The sequence below is a fragment of the Butyricimonas sp. RTP31003st1_G1_RTP31003_210430 genome, from assembly GCF_040920905.1.
Lineage (GTDB): Bacteria > Bacteroidota > Bacteroidia > Bacteroidales > Marinifilaceae > Butyricimonas > Butyricimonas paravirosa.
Genome location: NZ_JBCOSQ010000024.1, coordinates 23,443 through 43,886, shown reverse-complemented (window position 1 = coordinate 43,886; position 20,444 = coordinate 23,443). Strand labels below are relative to the sequence as shown.

The 20,444-nt window shown below is 43.1% G+C and carries 14 protein-coding genes; 5 read left to right on the top strand and 9 right to left on the bottom strand.

Annotated features, from left to right (window positions below; translation table 11 throughout):
* Window positions 1-32 precede the first annotated feature (32 nt).
* The 5 genes from AB5542_RS09395 to AB5542_RS09375 form a co-directional block, all read right to left on the bottom strand.
* Entirely contained in the window at window positions 33-2,057 is a 2,025-nt protein-coding gene (locus AB5542_RS09395; RefSeq protein WP_279038066.1) for an LruC domain-containing protein, read from the bottom strand.
* Between the two features lie 264 nt (window positions 2,058-2,321).
* Window positions 2,322-3,899 carry a lytic transglycosylase domain-containing protein gene (locus AB5542_RS09390; protein WP_279038063.1) on the bottom strand — a complete coding sequence of 526 codons (1,578 nt, stop codon included), beginning with the start codon at window positions 3,897-3,899 and terminating at the stop codon, window positions 2,322-2,324.
* 10 nt (window positions 3,900-3,909) lie between these two features.
* Window positions 3,910-4,629, bottom strand: a complete 720-nt coding sequence (locus tag AB5542_RS09385; protein ID WP_229782412.1) for a DUF5683 domain-containing protein — start codon at window positions 4,627-4,629, stop codon at window positions 3,910-3,912.
* Between the two features lie 8 nt (window positions 4,630-4,637).
* Window positions 4,638-5,531: a ParB/RepB/Spo0J family partition protein gene (locus AB5542_RS09380; protein WP_279038060.1), complete on the bottom strand. Its 894-nt coding sequence runs from the start codon at window positions 5,529-5,531 to the stop codon at window positions 4,638-4,640.
* Window positions 5,532-5,671: 140 nt separating this feature from the next.
* Window positions 5,672-6,439 (bottom strand): ParA family protein, encoded by a 768-nt coding sequence (locus AB5542_RS09375; protein WP_087422340.1) that lies wholly within the window; start codon window positions 6,437-6,439, stop codon window positions 5,672-5,674.
* Between the two features lie 143 nt (window positions 6,440-6,582).
* On the opposite strand from AB5542_RS09375, the gene AB5542_RS09370 reads away from it, so the two are divergent.
* From AB5542_RS09370 to AB5542_RS09350, 5 genes are all read left to right on the top strand, one after another.
* Window positions 6,583-7,296 (top strand): DNA alkylation repair protein, encoded by a 714-nt coding sequence (locus AB5542_RS09370; protein WP_279038057.1) that lies wholly within the window; start codon window positions 6,583-6,585, stop codon window positions 7,294-7,296.
* Window positions 7,297-7,516: 220 nt separating this feature from the next.
* Window positions 7,517-9,382, top strand: coding sequence for a ribosomal protection-like ABC-F family protein (abc-f, locus tag AB5542_RS09365; RefSeq protein ID WP_279038054.1), 1,866 nt, complete (start codon window positions 7,517-7,519; stop codon window positions 9,380-9,382).
* Between the two features lie 158 nt (window positions 9,383-9,540).
* Window positions 9,541-10,533 (top strand): transposase, encoded by a 993-nt coding sequence (locus tag AB5542_RS09360; RefSeq protein ID WP_279038052.1) that lies wholly within the window; start codon window positions 9,541-9,543, stop codon window positions 10,531-10,533.
* A gap of 4 nt (window positions 10,534-10,537) precedes the next feature.
* Complete coding sequence (locus tag AB5542_RS09355; protein WP_279038049.1) at window positions 10,538-10,966, top strand: transposase; 429 nt, start codon at window positions 10,538-10,540, stop codon at window positions 10,964-10,966.
* Between the two features lie 2 nt (window positions 10,967-10,968).
* Window positions 10,969-11,802 (top strand): IS3 family transposase, encoded by an 834-nt coding sequence (locus AB5542_RS09350; protein ID WP_279038082.1) that lies wholly within the window; start codon window positions 10,969-10,971, stop codon window positions 11,800-11,802.
* A 249-nt stretch (window positions 11,803-12,051) separates the two neighbouring features.
* On the opposite strand, the gene AB5542_RS09345 is transcribed toward AB5542_RS09350, so the two are convergent.
* The 4 genes from AB5542_RS09345 to AB5542_RS09330 form a co-directional block, all read right to left on the bottom strand.
* Window positions 12,052-14,031: a TlpA family protein disulfide reductase gene (locus AB5542_RS09345; RefSeq protein ID WP_279038046.1), complete on the bottom strand. Its 1,980-nt coding sequence runs from the start codon at window positions 14,029-14,031 to the stop codon at window positions 12,052-12,054.
* A gap of 93 nt (window positions 14,032-14,124) precedes the next feature.
* Window positions 14,125-15,558 (bottom strand): RagB/SusD family nutrient uptake outer membrane protein, encoded by a 1,434-nt coding sequence (locus tag AB5542_RS09340; RefSeq protein ID WP_279038043.1) that lies wholly within the window; start codon window positions 15,556-15,558, stop codon window positions 14,125-14,127.
* Window positions 15,559-15,570: 12 nt separating this feature from the next.
* Window positions 15,571-19,161 carry a SusC/RagA family TonB-linked outer membrane protein gene (locus tag AB5542_RS09335; protein ID WP_340279254.1) on the bottom strand — a complete coding sequence of 1,197 codons (3,591 nt, stop codon included), beginning with the start codon at window positions 19,159-19,161 and terminating at the stop codon, window positions 15,571-15,573.
* Window positions 19,162-19,223: 62 nt separating this feature from the next.
* Window positions 19,224-20,390: a FecR family protein gene (locus AB5542_RS09330; protein ID WP_279038038.1), complete on the bottom strand. Its 1,167-nt coding sequence runs from the start codon at window positions 20,388-20,390 to the stop codon at window positions 19,224-19,226.
* Between the last annotated feature and the right edge of the window lie 54 nt (window positions 20,391-20,444).

The following is a 20,444-nucleotide window of genomic DNA, read 5'->3' as shown; positions in this document are numbered from 1 at the left end:
ATAAAAAACTCCGAGAAATCTCGGAGTTTTTTTTATTTATCACTAGGATGTAAATACCAATCAGCATCTTCTTTTCCTTTTGTCTTTACCCAATTCAAGAATTTTGGGTAATAAGTATCAATATGCCTTTTTTCTTTCGGAATCACGAAATTATTCAAATCCTCTTTGTTCTCATAAACGATATTAATGGCAAACGGCATCTGTTGGCCATTCTCGTCATAGGTGACATAATAAAGATTGGAACTCGGATCCGATTTATCATTCCCATACCCCAAATTGTCCTTATTCAACTTCTCTGTCGGCCGCATATTTGTTAAATGCACCTCTTTATCCAATGAACTTGTCGTGATAAAAGGATTATAAGGTGGTAACACGAAATCCTCCTTGTTAATCTTACGTCCGGTGTATTTCGTCACGACCTTGAATGTCACCTTTTCATCTTCATTAGCGTATGCCCGCACGTTATTCGCCAAACGAATAGTAGCACGATCAACTTCTGGGTCCACGAAAGCCCCTCCATTTCCGGCCAAAGACGAAGAAATCTCCACTTCCACCTCTCCACGTAATGCCTCCAATTGATAAGCAAAGCTGTTATCATAACTAGCTCCTGACCACAATATCGTATAATTATCAATCGTGCGAAGCACCTCATTTGCCTGATTGTAACCAACTGTCGACTCGTATTCAACCACCACGTCATTCATATCAAAATCACCCCGGTATGGCCACAAATCTTCAAAAGTCAATATTCCCCGATAAGTTACTTCCGCAACAATATCCGAATCATCCGGATCCGTCGGTTTCACATCAGGTATATCCGGAGTAATCGCCTCTATCGGATCTGCCTTCACGTAAAAAACAACATCATTGTAATCATAATCGCCATTCCAATCCTCAAAACCAAACATCACTTTTTCCCCACTTCTGAATAAAACCACATTCCCTTTTCCGTTTCCATTCAAATCCTTATCCGCAAAATAGTGTTTTACTCCAGTATTCAAAGCATTACCATTCACAGCTGTCCTATAAGCCTGATTATAAATAATCCAACCGATAGAAACTCCTTCTGGGAATTCTTCTCCCATATCTTTTCCGTCTTTATAATAATGTAAACGAACTCCTTCCCCTCTTTCCAATGCACCATTATTTCCTTTAGGTTCATAATCATGTCGTTTCAAAACCTTGGCATTAGGAAAAGCAATAACAATATCATTTACTTTAATATCAACCTCTTTCTTCGGGGGATTATTGGTTTCATAACAATAATAAGCCAACGTATTGTTAGCCGATGTTGTCTCATCTATTAAAAATAAATCAATATGTGCTTTTTTAGTTACACGTATATCCCCATTTCTTATTAAGCTTGGGTCCACCTTTCCACCTTCCGGTACCGTCTGATTTATCAAATTCAATATATCTCTTGACACAGTTATCCGGTCTCCCACCTTCGTATAATCCGGACGCCCGTAAAGATCATAAGTGACTCCCTTCAATGAATAAGCTCCTTTAGCGTTCTTCCAATACCCCAAACGGCTCAACTTCTTCCCTGTAATCGTATTGTAAGCCTCATTTTTATAATCGCCATCACCGGCACGCCCAAGCATAGACCTCGCCCCTTCAATCTCGTCCGGATAGGCAGCTTCCGACAAAACTCCATCCTTAATTTCGGCTACCAACACCCGTGGCACTCCCGCATAAGGACTATAAATATACAAGTATTTTGCCGTTGCGGGAACCTCTATTTTATGATTATATTCCCCATTTCCATCCGTAAACCCGACGTCAACAGGCTCTATATCTCTTTTCACCACCTGTCCGTCGGCATCTAACTGTTCCGGATCCTTCGTGTATACTTCAAAATACACCTTATAATTTTCGGGAACATCATATTTTACATGCAACATGTATTTTTCCCTTGTCGAGAAATCGAACACGTTTTCGGGATCAACCACAGGTTCATCAGGAGTATACATCTCCTTTTTACACCCTATCATCGCTAGTAGAATAACCACACACATGGCACTCACAAGCATTTTTAATTTTACACATACACCCATCTTCATAACTTTTATAGAGAATTTCTACCTATAATTTTCACAAAGGTACAATATATTTTACTAAACAAATGCTATATAGTGAAATTTATAACTATTTTTATACAAACATCACCTCTCTCGTGCTTACAGAAAGATAGCCCATCGCCATTGCAAGATTGAAATCACCTAATTTCCAAACCGCAAAAATGAGATGATCTCATAAAAAAAACAGTCAGAAGAAATTTCCTCTGACTGTTTATAGATAAAATCTCACATTCTCTACTATTAAATCTTAATCTTTAACTTTTGTCCCGGTTTTAGATTCTTTGCCGATCGGTCGGTCAACCCGTTCCATTTCATGATGTCCCGGTTCGACACGCCCGGATATTTCTTAGCAATCGACCACAGATTCTCGCCTCGCTTGATCGTGTAGTAGAAGAACTCGCCTTCTGTTAAAGGTTCTGCCTCGACCTCGGCATTTGCGGCAACTCCGGCATATTTGGCATTTACTTTGGACTTATAGTAGTCAACCTTATTATTCGGCACGTAAACCGTAAGTTTCTGCCCGATATTAATTCGGTCTTTCGTCATCCCGTTCCAATACTTCAAATCGGATAAACGCACGTTAAATTTTTCGGCAATCTTCCCAATCACGTCCCCGCTTTTCACCGTGTAAACCAATTTGGCTTTATTGCTGGGGACAGCATGGGCATGAGCGTATTTCTTGAAACGATTCTTCGGATCGGCCGTACGGTCACTATCATTAAAATAAGTCGTCCGGTTATAAGCAAAGATCGTATCTTGTTTATCAATAAACTCTCCAACATGATTATAAGGAACCTGCAAAGCGTAACTCTTCCCGAATCCGGCAGGCACGATATCTGAACGGTATTGCGGGTTCAAATCCCGAATTTGTTCCACGGATATATCCATCAATTTGGCCACCTGCTCGAAATGCAAGGCATCGGAAATCATGATCGTGTCACACATCGTGGGCAACTCATTCTCTAACGGGAAAATATTATGCTCTTTATGGTAACTGAACGTGTACATGGCAGCGATAAAAGCCGGCACGTAGCCACGCGTCTCCTTCGGCAAATGGAAATAAATATCCCAATAATTCTTTTTACTTCCCGACCGTCGTATGGCCTTGTTCACGTTACCCGGTCCGCAGTTGTAAGCCGCGATCACCAGAATCCAATCTTCGTAAATCTTATACAAATCTTTCAAGAAACAAACGGCAGCCTCCGTGGATTTTACCGGATCACGGCGTTCGTCAATAAAAGAATTTATTTCCAACTTGTACATCTTCCCTGTTCCGTACATAAACTGCCACAAGCCACAGGCCCCCGCACGGGAAAATGCCCGCGGGTTCAAAGCACTTTCAATCACGGGCAAGTATTTCAACTCCTGCGGCAATCCCTCCCGATCCAACACTTCTTCAAAAATAGGGAAATAATAGGAACTCAGTCCCAACATCGTTCCCACTTGGGCTCGACGTCTCACGGTATATAATTCAATATAATTCCGTACAATATCATTGTAGGAAAGCTTTATCGCTGAATTTAATTTATCCAAGCGTTGTAAATACACCGAATCCGGAACAGCCGGCCCGGTCACCATTTCGGTCAGGTACACCGAATCCACGTAATTGCCTTCCTCCAATCTGGAAACGTACCATTTACTGTATAATTCATCCAATCGCTCGATAAAAGCTCCCGGAATAGAATCTGTCAACAATACCGGTGCCCCTAAATTTAACCGGGGCGCACCCAATCGTACTTTCAACGAATCCCGATCACTCTCACCATATACTACACCTGAAAATAAAATCGCACATAGCCACAAAAACACAAAACGCATGGTTATTCCTTTAAAAATTAAAAGTTAATGTTAAACCCACGGTTCCCCCGCTGACGGGAGAAAATCCGGTTGAGGGACGAAGATTCATAGACAAATCGTCATTAATCTCGAAATCATAAAAATGGGCAAATACCGTAGCATCAATAATTTGTATCGCATATATAGCACCCGACACGATATACAATAAGTCCCGATTCCGTTTATAATTATCTTTCTTTGTTTTCAACTGCTCTTGTAAACGCTTTTGCATGGATGCATTGTAATTCTCTGCCGTTTTACCCGGTAACATCAATTTATCCCAACTGGAATTGGCCGGGTAAGGCGTTTCCGGATCGGCCTCCAAAGCGTTCAGATAAGCCGTGTAATCCACGAATGCAGTACGGTATTTCTTGTAATACTTCATGTTCCACGACAACCCGTACACGGTAGCCCCGATACCCCCGTACAAGATCGGTAACTTCCACCATTGACGGTTATAAATCTGTCCGGAACCCGGTAATACCATCGCCATGATCGTTGCCCGATGCGGGGAATGGGGTTTACCGTTATCTCTTTTTCTCGCTTTACTTTTCAACACTTCCTCTTTTCCCGTGAACGTCAAGGAATCCGTGTGAATGATCGTGTCTTGCAAGAATACAGGGAAATCCGAACGATACTCCGACGCCGTTACTCCCGTACAAATAAGCAAAACCGGGATAATCAAAACTATTTTCACTAAAATACTTCTCACTATAAAGTTTATTTCTTATCCACCTTATCCAATAATTCAACAATTCGCTCCAGATCGCTATCCGATTTAAAAGAAATCACGATCTTTCCCTTTCCCTTCTCGTTCCGTTTCAAGTCGACCTTCGTGTCAAAATAACGAGCCAGATGAGTTTGTAACTCCATGTAGTCCTCGATAGGTTGACGTTTTCTCTCGGCTTTTCTCTCTTTTTCCTCTTCCGGTTTCATCAGTTCCCGAACGATTTCCTCGACTTTTCGCACGGAGAAATCGTATTTCATGATCTGTTCAAAAACCATGTACTGGGTTTCCGGATCTTCTATATTAATAATAGCACGGGCATGCCCCATGCTGATTTTCCGTTCCTTGATCGCCAACTGTATCGGGGCGGGCAACTTCAACAAACGCAAATAATTCGAGATCGTCGTTCTCTTTTTACCTACCCGTTCGCTCAATGCATCCTGTGTCAGGTTGCACTCGTCAATCAAACGCTCGTACGAAATTGCAATCTCGATAGCGTTCAAATCCTCCCGCTGGATATTTTCAATCAATGCCAATTCAAGCACGGACTCTTCTTCCACCTTACGAATATAAGCGGGAATAGTTTCCAACCCTGCCATCTTTGATGCCCGGAACCTACGTTCCCCGGCAACAATCTCGTACTTCCCGTCTTCCACTTCCCTCACGGTGATGGGTTGCACGATGCCGATAGCCTTGATTGAAGAGGCCAACTCTTGCAATGCCTCCTCATCGAAAACGGTTCTCGGTTGGTTCGGATTCGGGCGAATATCACTCAATTTCAATTCTTCCTGTAACGCCGATGAGGCCGTCCCCCTTGGCTTCGCCTCCTCTGCCGCATCCGACAATAACGCTCCCAATCCTTTACCTAATGCACTCTTTTTCGCCATCTCTTATTAATTTTAGATCCTATTAATTTAGTGATTTAATGATTTCAGATTAAGTGATTTCTTCCCTCCCGCTCTATTTCCACCTATTTTTAATCACTGAATCATTGAATCAGCAATCACAGAATCTTCTAAATTCTAAACTATTTCTTGTTTTTCTCCAGCAATTCGTTTGCCAAACTCAAATAATTCACGGAACCGCGACACTCGGCATCGTAGAGGATAACCGGTTGTCCGTAACTCGGGGCCTCTGCCAATTTCACGTTCTGTTGAATCAACGTGTCGAAAACCATCTCCTCGAAATGTTTCCGCACCTCGGCAACCACTTGGTTCGACAGGCGGACACGCCCGTCATACATGGTCAGCACGAATCCTTCAATTTCCAGAGCCGTGTTCAGACGTTTCTGGATAATCTTGATCGTATTTAATAACTTACCCAATCCCTCCAATGCAAAATACTGGCATTGCACGGGGATCATCACCGAATTGGCCGCGGCCAATGAATTCACGGTCAACAAACCCAGTGAAGGCGAACAATCGATTAATATATAATCGTAGTCATCTTTCACCTTTGCCAACACTTTTGCCATTACACTCTCTTTCTCCTCGAAATTCAACATCTCCAACTCGGCTCCCACCAAATCTATATTGGAAGGCAACAAAAACAAATTCTCAATATCCGTCTTCAGGATCGCCTCTTTCGGCTCCAACCCGTCCACCAGACATTCGTAGATAGTCGCCTTCAATTCCTTTAAATCATATCCCACTCCCGTTGTCGCGTTCCCTTGAGGATCAGCATCAACCAACAACACTTTCTGTTCCAGTACAGCCAAACTAGCCGCCAAGTTTACAGACGTCGTTGTCTTTCCAACACCCCCCTTTTGGTTCGCGATAGCTATAATTTTTGACATAAATCCACGTTTTTCGATTATGTGGTAAAAATACAATTAAAAAGAATACGTCCCCCATTTTTATTCAATTTTTTAATAACAACGCCTACTTTTTTACTAACAATAATTACCTTTACACCGAGAACTAAAGAACTGAGGGAAAGATGAAAAATTCAACGAAAGAAATTATAAATGAAATAAATACATACCGGGACGAATCGAAAGCGGCTTTCCTGCCCCGTTTCTTCAAAACGGGTAAAGGGGAATACGGTGAAGGGGATCAATTTATCGGGGTGGTCGTTCCGAATTTGCGTATCGTTGCTAAAAAACATTTTGACGCGGACTTCGACACACTCCGGGAACTACTTGCCTCCCCGTACCACGAGTATCGCCTGACGGCCCTCCTAGCATTAACCTATCGTTACGCTAAACTCAAAGACCACGCATCCAGAGAGACTTGCGTGAATTTCTACGTGAGTCAGGTAGACGCCATCAACAACTGGGATCTCGTTGACCTTAGCTGTTACAAGATTTTGGGGCATTGGCTTTTCGACAAGGACAAACAACTCCTTTACGACTGGGCAAAAGAGAATCACCTCTGGAAACAGCGTATCGCCATGATCTCCTGTATGCACTTCGTGAAACAAGGTGAATTCAAGGATGCTCTCGCGATTGCCGACCTTCTCCAGCACCACCCTCACGACCTGATCCATAAAGCCGTGGGCTGGATTCTCCGTGAAATCGGCAAAGAGAATGAACAACTTTTAGTCGATTATCTCACCCCTCGCTACAAGAAAATGCCCCGTACCATGTTACGGTACGCTATCGAACGTTTCGAGGAAGGAAAACGGAAAGCCTTTTTAAATTCCATGATTTAAAAGAAGTTTAGAGTTTAAAGTTTAGAATGAAAAATCAACTACCCCCACCAACTCCCCCTTACACAGGGGGAGAGACGAACGCAAGAAACCGCTACGATGTAACGCCGCCGCGTGTTCTCCTCCTGTGTAAGGGGGAGTTAGAGGGGGTAGTTAAAGTGCAAGCCTCGTGCGGCTGGAATCTAAAATCTAAAATCAAGAAATCCCAAATCAACAATATAGCATGATTAGTTTTTTACAAGTCGAAAATCTTAGTAAACGTTTCGGGGAACAACTCCTGTTTGAAAATATAACTTTTGGAATCGGCAAAAATCAAAAGGTAGCTTTAATTGCCAAGAACGGGATGGGAAAATCCACCCTGTTACGTATCATTGCGGGCAAAGACTCTGCGGACACAGGTTCCGTGATCTTCCGTAATGACATTTCAATCGGTATTCTAGACCAAGACCCGGAACTCAACCCGGAAAATTACGTGTTTGAAGAGGTGTTCAACTCGGAGAACCCGACCTTGAAATTAATCAAAACATACGAGCAAGCCGTGAAGGACAACGACGCATCGGCTCTCGAAGAACTCATCCCGCAAATGGACGCTCTCGCCGCATGGGACTACGACACGCAAGTGAAACAAATCCTGTCGGAACTCAAGGTTGACAAGTATAGCCAACGGATCAAGGAGCTATCCGGGGGACAGCGCAAACGTGTCGGGCTGGCCAAAATATTGATCAGCAATCCCGATTTTCTGATCCTTGACGAGCCGACGAACCATTTGGACGTGGAGATGACCGAATGGCTGGAAGAGTACCTCGAAAAAACGAATGCCACGCTACTCATGGTGACTCACGACCGTTATTTTCTGGATCGGGTGTGCGACAAGATCATTGAGATCGACGATTTCGGTTTATTCGCCTACGAAGGAAACTACTCCTACTATCTTGAAAAGAGAGACGAACGGATAGAGGCCCGCAACGCCTCGATCGACAAGGCCAAAAACCTGCTACGCACGGAACAGGAATGGATGCGCCGGATGCCGCAGGCCCGCGGGCATAAGGCAAAATACCGGATCGACAATTTCTATAAAATAAAAGAAGTCGCCTCTCAAAACACGACAGAGCAACAACTGGAACTCGATATAAAAGGACAACGCCTCGGTAAGAAGATTCTCGAACTGGAACACGTGAACAAGAGTTACGGGGATTTCCGCGTGTTACGGGATTTCTCCTACAAATTCGTACGGGGAGAAAAGATCGGTATCATCGGGAAAAACGGGGTCGGAAAATCGACCTTCCTGAATATCATTACCCGCCAGATCGAGCCGGACAGCGGAACCATCGAAATTGGAGAAACCGTGGTTTACGGTTATTACAAACAGGACGGGATCAGTTTCAAGGAAGACGATCGCCCGATCGACATCGTGAAAAACATTTCCGAGAAAATCGACCTCGGTAACGGACGGGTGATGTCGGCATCGCAATTTCTTGAATATTTTCTTTTCCCGGACAAGCTGCAATATTCCCTCGTGGCAAAACTTAGCGGGGGCGAACGCCGGAGACTTTACCTGCTGACCGTCCTCATGAGCAACCCCAACTTCTTGATTCTCGACGAGCCGACGAACGATCTCGACATCATGACGCTGAACGTGTTGGAAGATTATCTGAAATCTTTCCAAGGTTGCCTGATCATCGTGTCGCACGACCGTTTCTTCACGGATAAAGTGGTGGATCGGGTGTTCGCTTTCGAGGGTGACGGCGTGGTGAAAGACTTCCCCGGTAATTACACCCAGTATAAGAACAAAAAAGAAGAAGAGGAACTACTGCGGAAACAGGAAGAGAAGAAAATCCCTGTCGCTCCCAAGCCCGTGAGAGAAAAGGAGAAAGTCCGTAAACTGACTTTCAAGGAAAGACTGGAAATGCAACAACTGGAATCCGACATGGAAAAACTGAACACGGAAAAAACAGAGCTGGAAACAGCCTTAAATTCCGGTTCCCTTGATACGGACGAACTGGTGAAATCTTCCCAGCGAATTGCCGAGATCATTGATTTGCTGGACGAAAAGGAAATGCGCTGGCTGGAACTTAGCGAGATTGAATAAAAAGACATTAAAATAAACTCCTCCGGCCTTCGGCCACCTCCTCTATAAACGAGGCCACTGAAAAAGTCCCCTTCTGGGGGACTTTCTCCAAAATATTTATTTTTTTACTTTTAACTTTTTTCAAATAAGTTTATCTTCGAGGTCTAAAACAATGCATGATGTTACCACGGCAAACCTCTCTTTCTTTCAGCGTTTATTCCGACTTGTATGATAAACTGATCCCCCGGGATAACAAGCTTCGCCAGCTCAACGACCTGGTGGACTTCACTTTTGTTTACGATGAATTATCCTCGAGATACTGCCAGACGAACGGTCGCGTGGCTATAGACCCCGTCCGGGTCTTCAAGTACCTTCTTTTGAAAGTGATCTTTGACCTCTCGGATGTTGACGTTGTAGATCGTTCGCATTACGATCTTTCTTTCAAGTATTTTCTAGGTTTAGCCCCCGAGGATGACGTTCTCGATGCCAGCACGCTGACCCGTTTCCGTCGCCAGCGTCTAAAAGACATGAACTTGCTGGATCTCCTGGTGAGTAAAACGGTAAGTCTTGCCCGCTCCAGCGGTGTTCTAGAAGGGAAGGCGATAATCCTCGATGCCACCCACACGCTTTCCCGTTATAACTTGTACTCGGCCAGGGTTGCCTTGCAAGGTCGTCTCCGTCACCTTCAATCCACGATCCGGCAGGCCCCTCTCCCGGCCGGGGAAATCAACGATATTCTCTCGACGGTTTCCCCCGGGGAAACGCTGGAGCAAACCCGGGCGGCTTGCACGAGTTTGGTACAACGGGTTCGTTCCCACGGGGGACTGTCTTCCCTTCCGCTGGTGAACGAGCGAGTCAACCTTCTCGAAGAAACCCTTGAAGACGTCAAGGATTCCGTCTCGTTTTCCGTTGACAAGGAGGCCCGGGTCGGGCACAAGGCGGTGAACAAGTCCTTTTTCGGTTACAAGACACACGTTGCCATGACTAGCAACGGGATCATCACGGCGGCCCTTGTAACCACGGGAGAGAAGGCGGACGGGCAATACCTGGAACCGCTCGTCGAGCGAAGCGTGGAGAACGGGATGGAGGTGGACACGGTAATCGGTGACATGGCTTACTCGGGCCGGGATAATATGTCTCGTCCTGAAAAAAGTTTACACCTAACACAGTAAACTAATGGAAGTAAATTCAAGTAAAAAACGTTGTCGTTTTAGCATGGAGGAACGTGTTGAAGCCGTTCGCCAGTATTTATTCAAGGAAAGCACTAAAGTTCGCATTTGCGAACGTCTTCAAGTCTCGGACAAGAGTTTTGACGTCTGGCGCAAACAACTCGAACCAGAAATCTTTCGTCGTTACGATTATAAAGACTTACCTTTGTACGTGATGAAAGACAAGAAATTAAACAAAGTTGTTCCAGTAGGAGAATCCCCGGCGGAAGAATTGTCCCGTTTACGCCGTGAAAACCAGTTATTGAAAGTACACCTTGAAGGTTACGAGATCCTTTCCCGTTTGGCACACGAAGAGTACGGCATTGATCTAAAAAAAAACTTCGGGGAAAAGTCATCAGCGAACAACGAGGAGAAGGAAGCCCGGGAGGCACTTTGACAGTGTCGATACTTTGTGCCCAGTGGGGCTACAGCCGCCAAGCGTATTACAAGGATCTTCGCTGCATGAAAGAGATGTATTACATTAACGATCAGGTGCTTGCCGTCATAGGCGCGATTCGCTCGCGTCAACCCCGCGTGGGCGGTTTAAAGCTTTGGCAAATGCTAAACAAGGGCGGGATTCCGGTAGGGCGAGACAAGGTATTCCGGTTACTCGGGGAAAAGGGTTTGCTTGTCAAACCCCGGAAGAAACGGGTCTACACGACCGACTCGTCCGGTTGGCTCCGCCAGTTTCCCAATCGCGTGAAAGGTTTGAAAATCACTAGAGAGAACCAGGTGGTGGTAAGTGACATCACCTACATTCAAGTCGGTGAAGGCTTTGACTTCTTGTCTTTAATCACGGATGCTTATTCCCGTTACATACTGGGGCACGAACTTCACGCGACACTCGACACGACAGGTGTCTCGAGCGCGTTGGATCAAGCTCTAGAGAGGATCGGGAAGGGAAAAGCCCAAGGCATGATTCACCACTCGGACCGGGGTTGCCAGTATTGCTCCGGAGATTACGTCAAGAAGTTAAAAACAAACGGGATCAAGCCCAGTACCACTCAAGACGGGAGTCCTTATGACAACGCCATCGCGGAGAGGGTTAACGGGATTTTGAAAACAGAGTGGATTGACATGGAGAAGTTTAAAGATATAGAGCAAGCCAGGGAAAGGATCAGTGAAATTATTGATATTTATAATAACGAGAGGCTACACGCCAGTGTCAACTGGAATACCCCGGCAGAAGTATATTACAAGAAAAAAGATGGTACGAGGTTCATCATGTTCTAGAAAAACTTTTTTCTGTTGATAGATATCTATCAACAGAAAAATTTGGATACATTTGTAATACCACGCTAGGATTTTAAAAATACTAGCCAATTTATAAACTAGTTATTATCAATTCGTGTAAACCGATTTTAGGAAACGACAGTATTATCAGAGTTTGAAAACGGTTAGATTAAGGACATAAAATTAGGATTTAGACAGGGATTCATTCACCCCGTTCTAAATCCTAACCCATCGAATGAATCTTGCCGATTATTCCGCTTTCAACATCTCTATCATAAGGTTCATTTCCTCTGCCAAAGCCGAAGGACTTCCCATATAACCACCAATACTCCAACGCAATTTTCCGTTCCCGTCAATAATCATTTTATGAGGAATACCGGAAAACTTAAAAGCTTTACAATAAGTATCATAAACAGCCGACTGCTTTTTCGTTTTCGGGTTCACGTTATCACAAAGCACCTTCAGCGTGTAATTATGCTCCTTCATGAATTTCCGAATCTGTTCTTTAAAATCAGCCGCCGTCTCCATCGTGGAAATAAAGAAAAACACCACGTTCGGATCATTTTTATACTTATTTACGGCCATTTGCATTCCCGGTAAAGAGGCTTTACAAGGAGCGCACCAAGTCGCCCAAAAATCCAACACGATAATCTTCCCCTTCATCTTCGAAAGATCAACCTTTTTCCCGTCCAGATCTTCCATAGCAAAAAGTTCAATATCCTTGTTAATCATCGTCTCCTGCAAATGTTTTTGCAACTCTTGTTGTTTCTCTTGTGATTTCAACGAACTGACATAAGCCTCAAAATCTTTATCGTTTTTATGTTGTTTCACGTAATCTTTCCGCAAGATTTCCAACATTTCGGGAGTAACCGCATCTTCCCGTACACTAGCCACGATCGTGGGAATTACCATCGATTGATAGCCATTCTTCTCCAACAAACGAACATATTGATTGTTATATTCTGCCGATTTGAAATTATATTTCCCTTTAATTTCTTCCATCAACTCCAATGCCTCGGCAGAAGAACCGGTAGCATCCAACACGAACGCGTGCTTCAGAATCATATCTTTTCCCCTCGTTAGCAGATAATCCTTCCACTCCCGTTCTGAATACACTTGATCAGCTCCTGCTTGAGGACGAGTCATCACCTCATTGTAAATAACCTTAGCAAAAGGTAACACCTGTTCCGGGGTTCTCTGATTCGTGTTCAACGGCACTTGTACCATGTGCCAGTAGAAAGTCAGCAAATAAAGATGGGGAACATCATGAAGGTACTTGTACAAGAAACTATAATCATTTTTCTTGATGATGAGCTGATAAACTACCGCTTGAAAGATTTTACCCAGATACATGGATGATGTTTCCGTCTCTATATCTTTAAACTTTTCCGTCGGGAAACGTTTCAGGAAAGCGTCTAATTCAGGAGCTTTCGCATCGGCATCCATGATTCTGAAAATCCGCCATATCTCTTGGTCCCTAGCCAAAATCCCGTTCGGGTAATCTTTTAAAATCCGGGTTTCTACTGCCGCCGCTTTCGTACTGTCTTTCACGATATTCTTAGCAACTTCAAGAGCCTTCAACAACGTCTCTTCATCCACATCCGGTAAATTCAGTATAAAATCCACGTCTCCTAACATCTGTTCATGTTTTTCTCCCGGCATCATTTTATTCAACAACTTCGCCGCATAATAGAATACGTATTTCCGGGCTCCGGGATCTTTCAAAAGCTGTTGGTTCAGCCAAAAACGCATAACTTCATCATCAATATACGCGTCCTCGTCACAATATTCCGGTAAAGACTCCAACGTCTTGTTCCGCAACATTCCCCACGCCATATAAGCAGTCGGTAAATTCTGCCCGTTCTTGTTAAAGGTCATTGTTGTGTACGTGGACCGTCCCCCTGTATCCTTTTTGTCCCCAGCGTAAAATTTACATGATACCAACGCACAATTTTCAGGCACACGACAAGTGGCCTCCCATGCTGTATCATTCTTCACCAACTTCAAATCTTCCGCCCTCCAACGCAAATTTTCCCAGTAATAAACCGTTCCGTAAATCGTTTCCTCATCAGCCAGTGACGTCAGCGAATTATCATACGTGAACTTCACATCCTGACCGGCAACCGGCACCAATGGAATAATGTGAAAAGGTTTACGATCCTGTGCCTTAACCACACAAGTAAATAACAGAAGTACAACGATACTTCCTAACAACGTGATTTTTTTCATACAATACGATTTAATAATTTATAAAGTTGGTAAGGTTCACAAAGTTTATAAAGAACCTTATAAACCTTATAACTTTATGAACCTTACGAACTCTTATTTAATTTGTCCGATCTCCGGATTTTCTTCCAAATATTTTTCTCCCATTGGGAAAGTATACCGCACGGCACCGGGTTCTAATGTATAAGTCGTTCCCTTGAATACCCGAGTCACCGTCTGTGTCAGAAAATCCGGATCATTTGCCAAACGACGTTGATCCATCCAACGTAAACCATGACACGTTAATTCTCTACGACGCTCCTGTAATACATTTCCTAAAGCCTCTTTAGCTGTTGCGGCACTCAACGAATAGTCCTCACCCGCAACGTAACGATACTCTCTCAATTTATTCACAATATTCATGGATTCCGTCGTATTTCCCTCGCGAGCCCAACATTCTGCCTCAATTAGCATCATTTCCGGCACACAAGGCCCCATGTTACGTCCCTCGTTCTTTTTCCAGTCATAAGGATAATAATTGTCCTTAAAATATACCCGACCGGAATAAGTCATACCTAAATCATCTATCATGGAACGAGTAAAATAAAAATAACGCAAATCTTTTTCCTGATCAAAAGTATTCAACAGATTATCACTTAACACAAGGCCAGCCGTGGAATATGATGCCATCGAAAATGTAGTTACAGGCATTTTAGCAAAAATAACTTCCTTATCTTTCAATGTTTCCACGTAATTTTTCCTTCTCACACTTTCCTCTGTACTCGCCAGATCAACATAGTCATTCAGGTTTTCCAACGTACTCTTCAATTTAAGCGCCTCTTGAGCGTTCTTTTTCGCCTCCGTGTAATTACCCATCAACAGGTAGGCTCTTGCTCGCAATGCATAAATAGCACATTTACCCGGATAGAAATTAAATTCTGCCACATCGGGCAAATACTCGAAAGCATCATCCAAATCTTTAAAAATTTGCTCGTACACTTTTTCGACAGATGCACGTGGCAGAGCCCCTTCTACACGAGGGGTAGTTAACAAGGGGACTCCTTGATCCGTGGATGCCGTTGCTGCATTATACGGAACACCATACACGTTCACTAACGTCAAATATGCCTCGGCTCTATGTACAAGAGCCTCAGCCCGAATCTCCAACTTCTCCTCGTTTGTCCCGTTCTTACTATCCATCACCTCATCAATCACCACGTTACAATTATAGATAACCTGGTACACTTTGTTCATCTCCGTGTCATTTTCAGACTGGCTATAAATTTCGTCGGCCCAAGTATATACCGGGATAAATTTATTCGTTTCATAGATCGCCTCTTGTTGAGCCGGATCAGAGATATCAATATCATCCGATGCCACATCATGGTAAGAAAGTGTCCAGCGGAAATTTTCCGTGTTATTCATCAGGTAACGGTAATTTTCAGTCTCCTCCGGAACCAATGATCCTTTAGTCTTGACATCCACCCAATCGGAACAAGCGGAGAAACAACAGGAAAGCCCTATAATTACACTAAATATTTTCTTGTTCATATCTATCACGTTTTAGAAATTAAGATTTAACGAGAAGTTATAAGAAGGTGTCGGCGCCATCCGCAAATCTCTCGTGTTCGGAATAAAATCAGGATCTATACCGACATTATTCTTTTTCCAGATCAATCCCAGGTTTGTTGCAGTAAACCCGATATTAGCACTACCAAGCATGATTTTATTTACCCATTTAGACGGGAGTTCATAAGTCAACGATATTTCTTTTAAACGGATATGATCTCCTTTTTGGACATGAATATCAGCACCTCTATATCGTTGAAAACTATTGTTATCCGTTCCCAAACGGGGTACATCGGTTTTAGCCTCATCACCCGCCTCTCTCCAACGTTTTGCCATATCTTCATTAATTTCATAATTAGCACCACCGTATCTACTTGCAGGCTGTTGTGAAATCGTCGGTTTCTGGAAAATATACCCTAACTTATAGGTGATCCCCACGTAAAGAGACAATCCTTTATAAATGAACGTATTAAAAAATCCACCAAAGTACTTCGGTGTCAATGTTCCCATATACACCAAATCATCATTCGTAATATTTTCCGTAGATTTTATAATCTCCCCGTCCGCATTGTACACCAGAGCATTTCCCTCTTCATCCAAACCGGCCCAACGAGTAGCCCAGAAGTTATTCATATTATACCCTTCTATCATACGACCACTTCCTCCTCCACTAGATGCAAAACTGGAATATAGTTCATAAGGAGAGGATTTTACTTCATTCGTGTTATAAGAGAAAGTTAAACTGGCCCTATAATTAAAATCACTTTTCTGTACAATCATTCCATTCAAAGCAATATCCACTCCTTTTCCATCCACCTTAGCAGCATTACGAGTAAGTGTGTAAGATCGGGTAGAATTTGCCCCGAATATCGGGTTTATCGTGTACTCTGCAAACAAATCTCTCGAATACTTGCGATACACTTCGATAGAACCGGAAAGACGATGATTCAATACGGCAAAATCCAACCCAAAATTCAATACACCTGTCTTCTCCCAACGAATTGAAGGATTGGCTGCGGCAGTAATACTTGACGAAGGTAATTGAGTAAAACCATCATTACTCGTGGATAACGATATATTCGTGAAAGGATACTGGCCCGGATCAATATTTCCATTATACCCGTAAGTCGTTCTAAATGTCAATTGATTCAACCATCCTACATTATCCATGATAAAATCTTCCCGGCCAATATGCCATGAAAATCCGGTGGACCACATCGGAGTTGCCCGGTATTTCCGATCAACACCAAAATTATTATAATCATCATAACGCACACTTCCAGACAATACGTATTTATTCATCAAAGTATAAGACAAATTTCCGTAATAAGACAAGTATCGCCGTTGATAATCGGTTTCCGGACTAGCATCTGTCAAGTAACTATTATATCCCCAGATATTTATATAAGGATTCGGCAATTGACTACCGGCAATCAGTGTTTTTTCGTTATAACCATAATATCTAGCCCCATTCGCCCAATCTCTCGTCTCACGGATTTCCATTCCAGCCAATGCTGTAATTTGGTGAATTTCATCAATAACCCCATCATAATTGATCTGTCCCCGAATACTGTAATTCTGGGAATTACCATTAGTCACGTTCAAGATACCTCCCCACGGAAGATTATTTGTTAGCGCACCCGTATTTGCATCATAAGTCGTGGCCGTGTTATAAAGATCTCTAGCCTCGAACGTATTCTCGTTAGCAAAAGTACGATTCTTGGTATTCTTCCTTTCAAACATGAATTGTCCGTCTAATGACAACCCTTTTACTCCCGGAATTGGAATATTCAATCCCACAGTCATCGCAAAAGTTTGCTCTTTACGGGTATCATCTTTGTTATCCAATTCGTCCAAATAATTATACTTCCAATTTTTATATCCCAACGTTTCTTTTTCCGTTACAAAATCTTCATTGTACGTCTTATAGTAATCAACTCGATTACCATTTTCATCCACGAATTGATTATAAGGTAATAAGATCAAACCACCAGATGCCTGTATCATGGAAAGTCCTAAAGCATTATTTTTAATATTAAACAAAGTAGCTCTTAACCCCGTGGTCAACGTAGCCCAATTCAATATTTTAAAATTCATGTTGGAAGTCAACGTGAAACGATCACCTTCTTCACCCTTCATATTAGATCTCTCGTTTGCATAGGATGCGGAAAGGAAATAAGACATCTGATCAGACGCCCCACTAAAAGATAAATTATATTGCTGTGAAAAAGAAGGTTGCAACAGATACTTTTTCACATCACGATAAGCCTCCCGACCAGCTAATTCATTCAGTATGGCATCCGCATCCGCCTGATTAATAAGCCCGTCCTTAGCGTCCAAAATCAATTTAGCAGCTTGTGAAATCGGGGCTCCTGCCGAATAGGCGGAATTCACGGGTCTCGTGATATAACCTTTCTCTACCATTTCCTTCTCGTAATCAATCATTTCGGCAGAATTCATGATCGGTAAGGTATTAAAACGAGGGGAACCGGAAGTCGATACATTCATTCCAAAATTTACAGTTGTTCCTCCTTTACCTTTTTTACCTTTTTTTGTCTCAATAACAATAACCCCATTGGCCGCACGTACCCCCCAGATAGAGGCTGCTGCCGCATCTTTCAAAAAAGTAATCGATTCAACATCGCTGGGATTTATATTCTTCATTTCCATATCCGTGGGGAAACCGTCAACAACCAGTAAAGGCCTTGTTGTATTCAAAAGAGAACTTTTTCCCCGGATATTCATGGAAATATTCGTCTGCTCATCAACATAACCATCCGTACGATCGGAACCATACAAAAAAGTCATATCCGAATTCTTGACATCCACGTAAACTCCCGGAACAATACCTTCCAAACGATTCATGATATTCGGACTAGGACGTTTTTCCAATTCTTTAGCTGTAACCACGCTAAATGAACCGGTGGCACGCTCTTTCGGCAGACGAGTGTAACCTGTTGAAACAACAACAACCTCATCCAATGCCTCCGTGGCCTCCTTCATTTTGATGTTTAAAGGAGAATCGCTATTAATTGCCACGGTTTGCATCTCGAAACCGACCATCGAGAAAAGCAAAGAATCACCCCGTGAACAAATCGCAGTGAACTTTCCTTCCACGTCTGACACGAATCCTAGCGTGGTTCCTTTGATAATAATATTCACTCCCGGAAGAGGCAGACCTTGTTGATCCGTGATCTTACCTGCCACCGTAAGTTTATTCTCTTGCTGTTGGTTCGTTGATTTCACGGGACTAACCACCACCGTGTTATCCACGATCGAGAAAGTAAGTCCTGAATTCTTTAAACAATACTCTAAAACGGCTTTTACATCCGTATTCGTGAAATCAGGATTCAATCCCGTAATATTACCTACTTTTGCATCATTATACAAAAAAGTCAACTCCGTTTGCTTTTGAATTTCTTTAGCAACTTGGATAAATGAACTATTCTTCATCTTCACAGTGACATTCTGAGCCACTGCCGTGAATGACGAAAACAATAATAAAACGATCGTCATTCTCATCATTAATCGGTTCTTTATTAACCATAAACCTCCCGGAAGAGACTTATTGCGGTTCTTCTTCATAATGTAATTAATTAATTTAGTTAGTTTTACACACTTGCCTTCCCTCGTGGCCATCGAGGGTTTCACTCTGTAGTTATATATACATCATTTCCATGTAATTCAAATCGCACATCTCCCGTCATCTGCAACATTTTCATCACCTGGGAGAAATCACCGTATCGCTTCATATTTCCCGACAGAGAAATTCGTTTCGCCCCCTCATCCTTGAATATCACACGAATATCGTACCATCGTTCCAATGTTCTCATTATATCTTCCAACGGTTGTTGTTCAAACACGAAACGCCCGTCTTTCCAACTCGTAAAACTCTTTACTTCAACCTCCCTCTTTACCATCTCTCCCGACAAAGCGTTCACTTCCACCTGTTCTCCCGGTTTCAACAGCATTGAACTGCCAGGGCTGTATATTCTCACGGAACCTTCTGCAAGAGTAGTTTGCGACTGTTTCTCTTCCGGATAGGCCCGGATATTAAAGGAAGTTCCCAACACCGTTACCGACGAACTCATAAACTGTACGGTAAAAGGTTTATTCGCATCCTTCGCAACTTCAAAATAAGCCTCTCCCTGCACGAAAACCCGCCGTTCCTTTGCCCCGAAGGCCACCGGATACTGGATAGAAGTTTCCGAGTTCAACCACACCCTTGTTCCATCTGAAAGTGTCAGACAAAACTCTCCCCCACGAGGTATTTCCAATTTATTATAAACGATCGATTCACTTTCTCCACCACTAGCGTATGTTACTCCAGACCCCGAAGCATTAATTTGTGTCCCATCCGTTATAATCGTACTATCCGCAACCTCTTTGCCTAAAGGAATCATTTGTCCGTTCGCCAGTGTCAACACGGCTTTACTCGTCCCCGGAAGGATATTTGTTGCCAAAGAAGGACGTAACGTTTGTTCTTCATCTCGATTCAACCCGACATAAAGAACGAGAGCAATTATAAACGGTAACGCAACAGCGGCCACCCGACCCACGTTTATCAGAAATCTTCTTTTACGACGTTGTTGGTATTTCCTTTGCAAGAAACGCCCGTAGGCCACTCGGTAGTCATACGTTTCCAACTTCTCCATCCCAACCGTATAAAAATCTTCTGAAATCATTCGTTGAAAAGCACGTTCATTCTCTCCGGAAGCCTTTCGCCAATCGGATAATTGTCTTTCCTCTGATTCTGAAAGTTGTCCTTTCAAACTCTTCTGAATAATTCGTGCTATTTCAAATGCTTCTTTCATCTTGATTTCTTTTACGACCTAAAAACAATCAAGTACAAAAAAAGTGTCACTTGA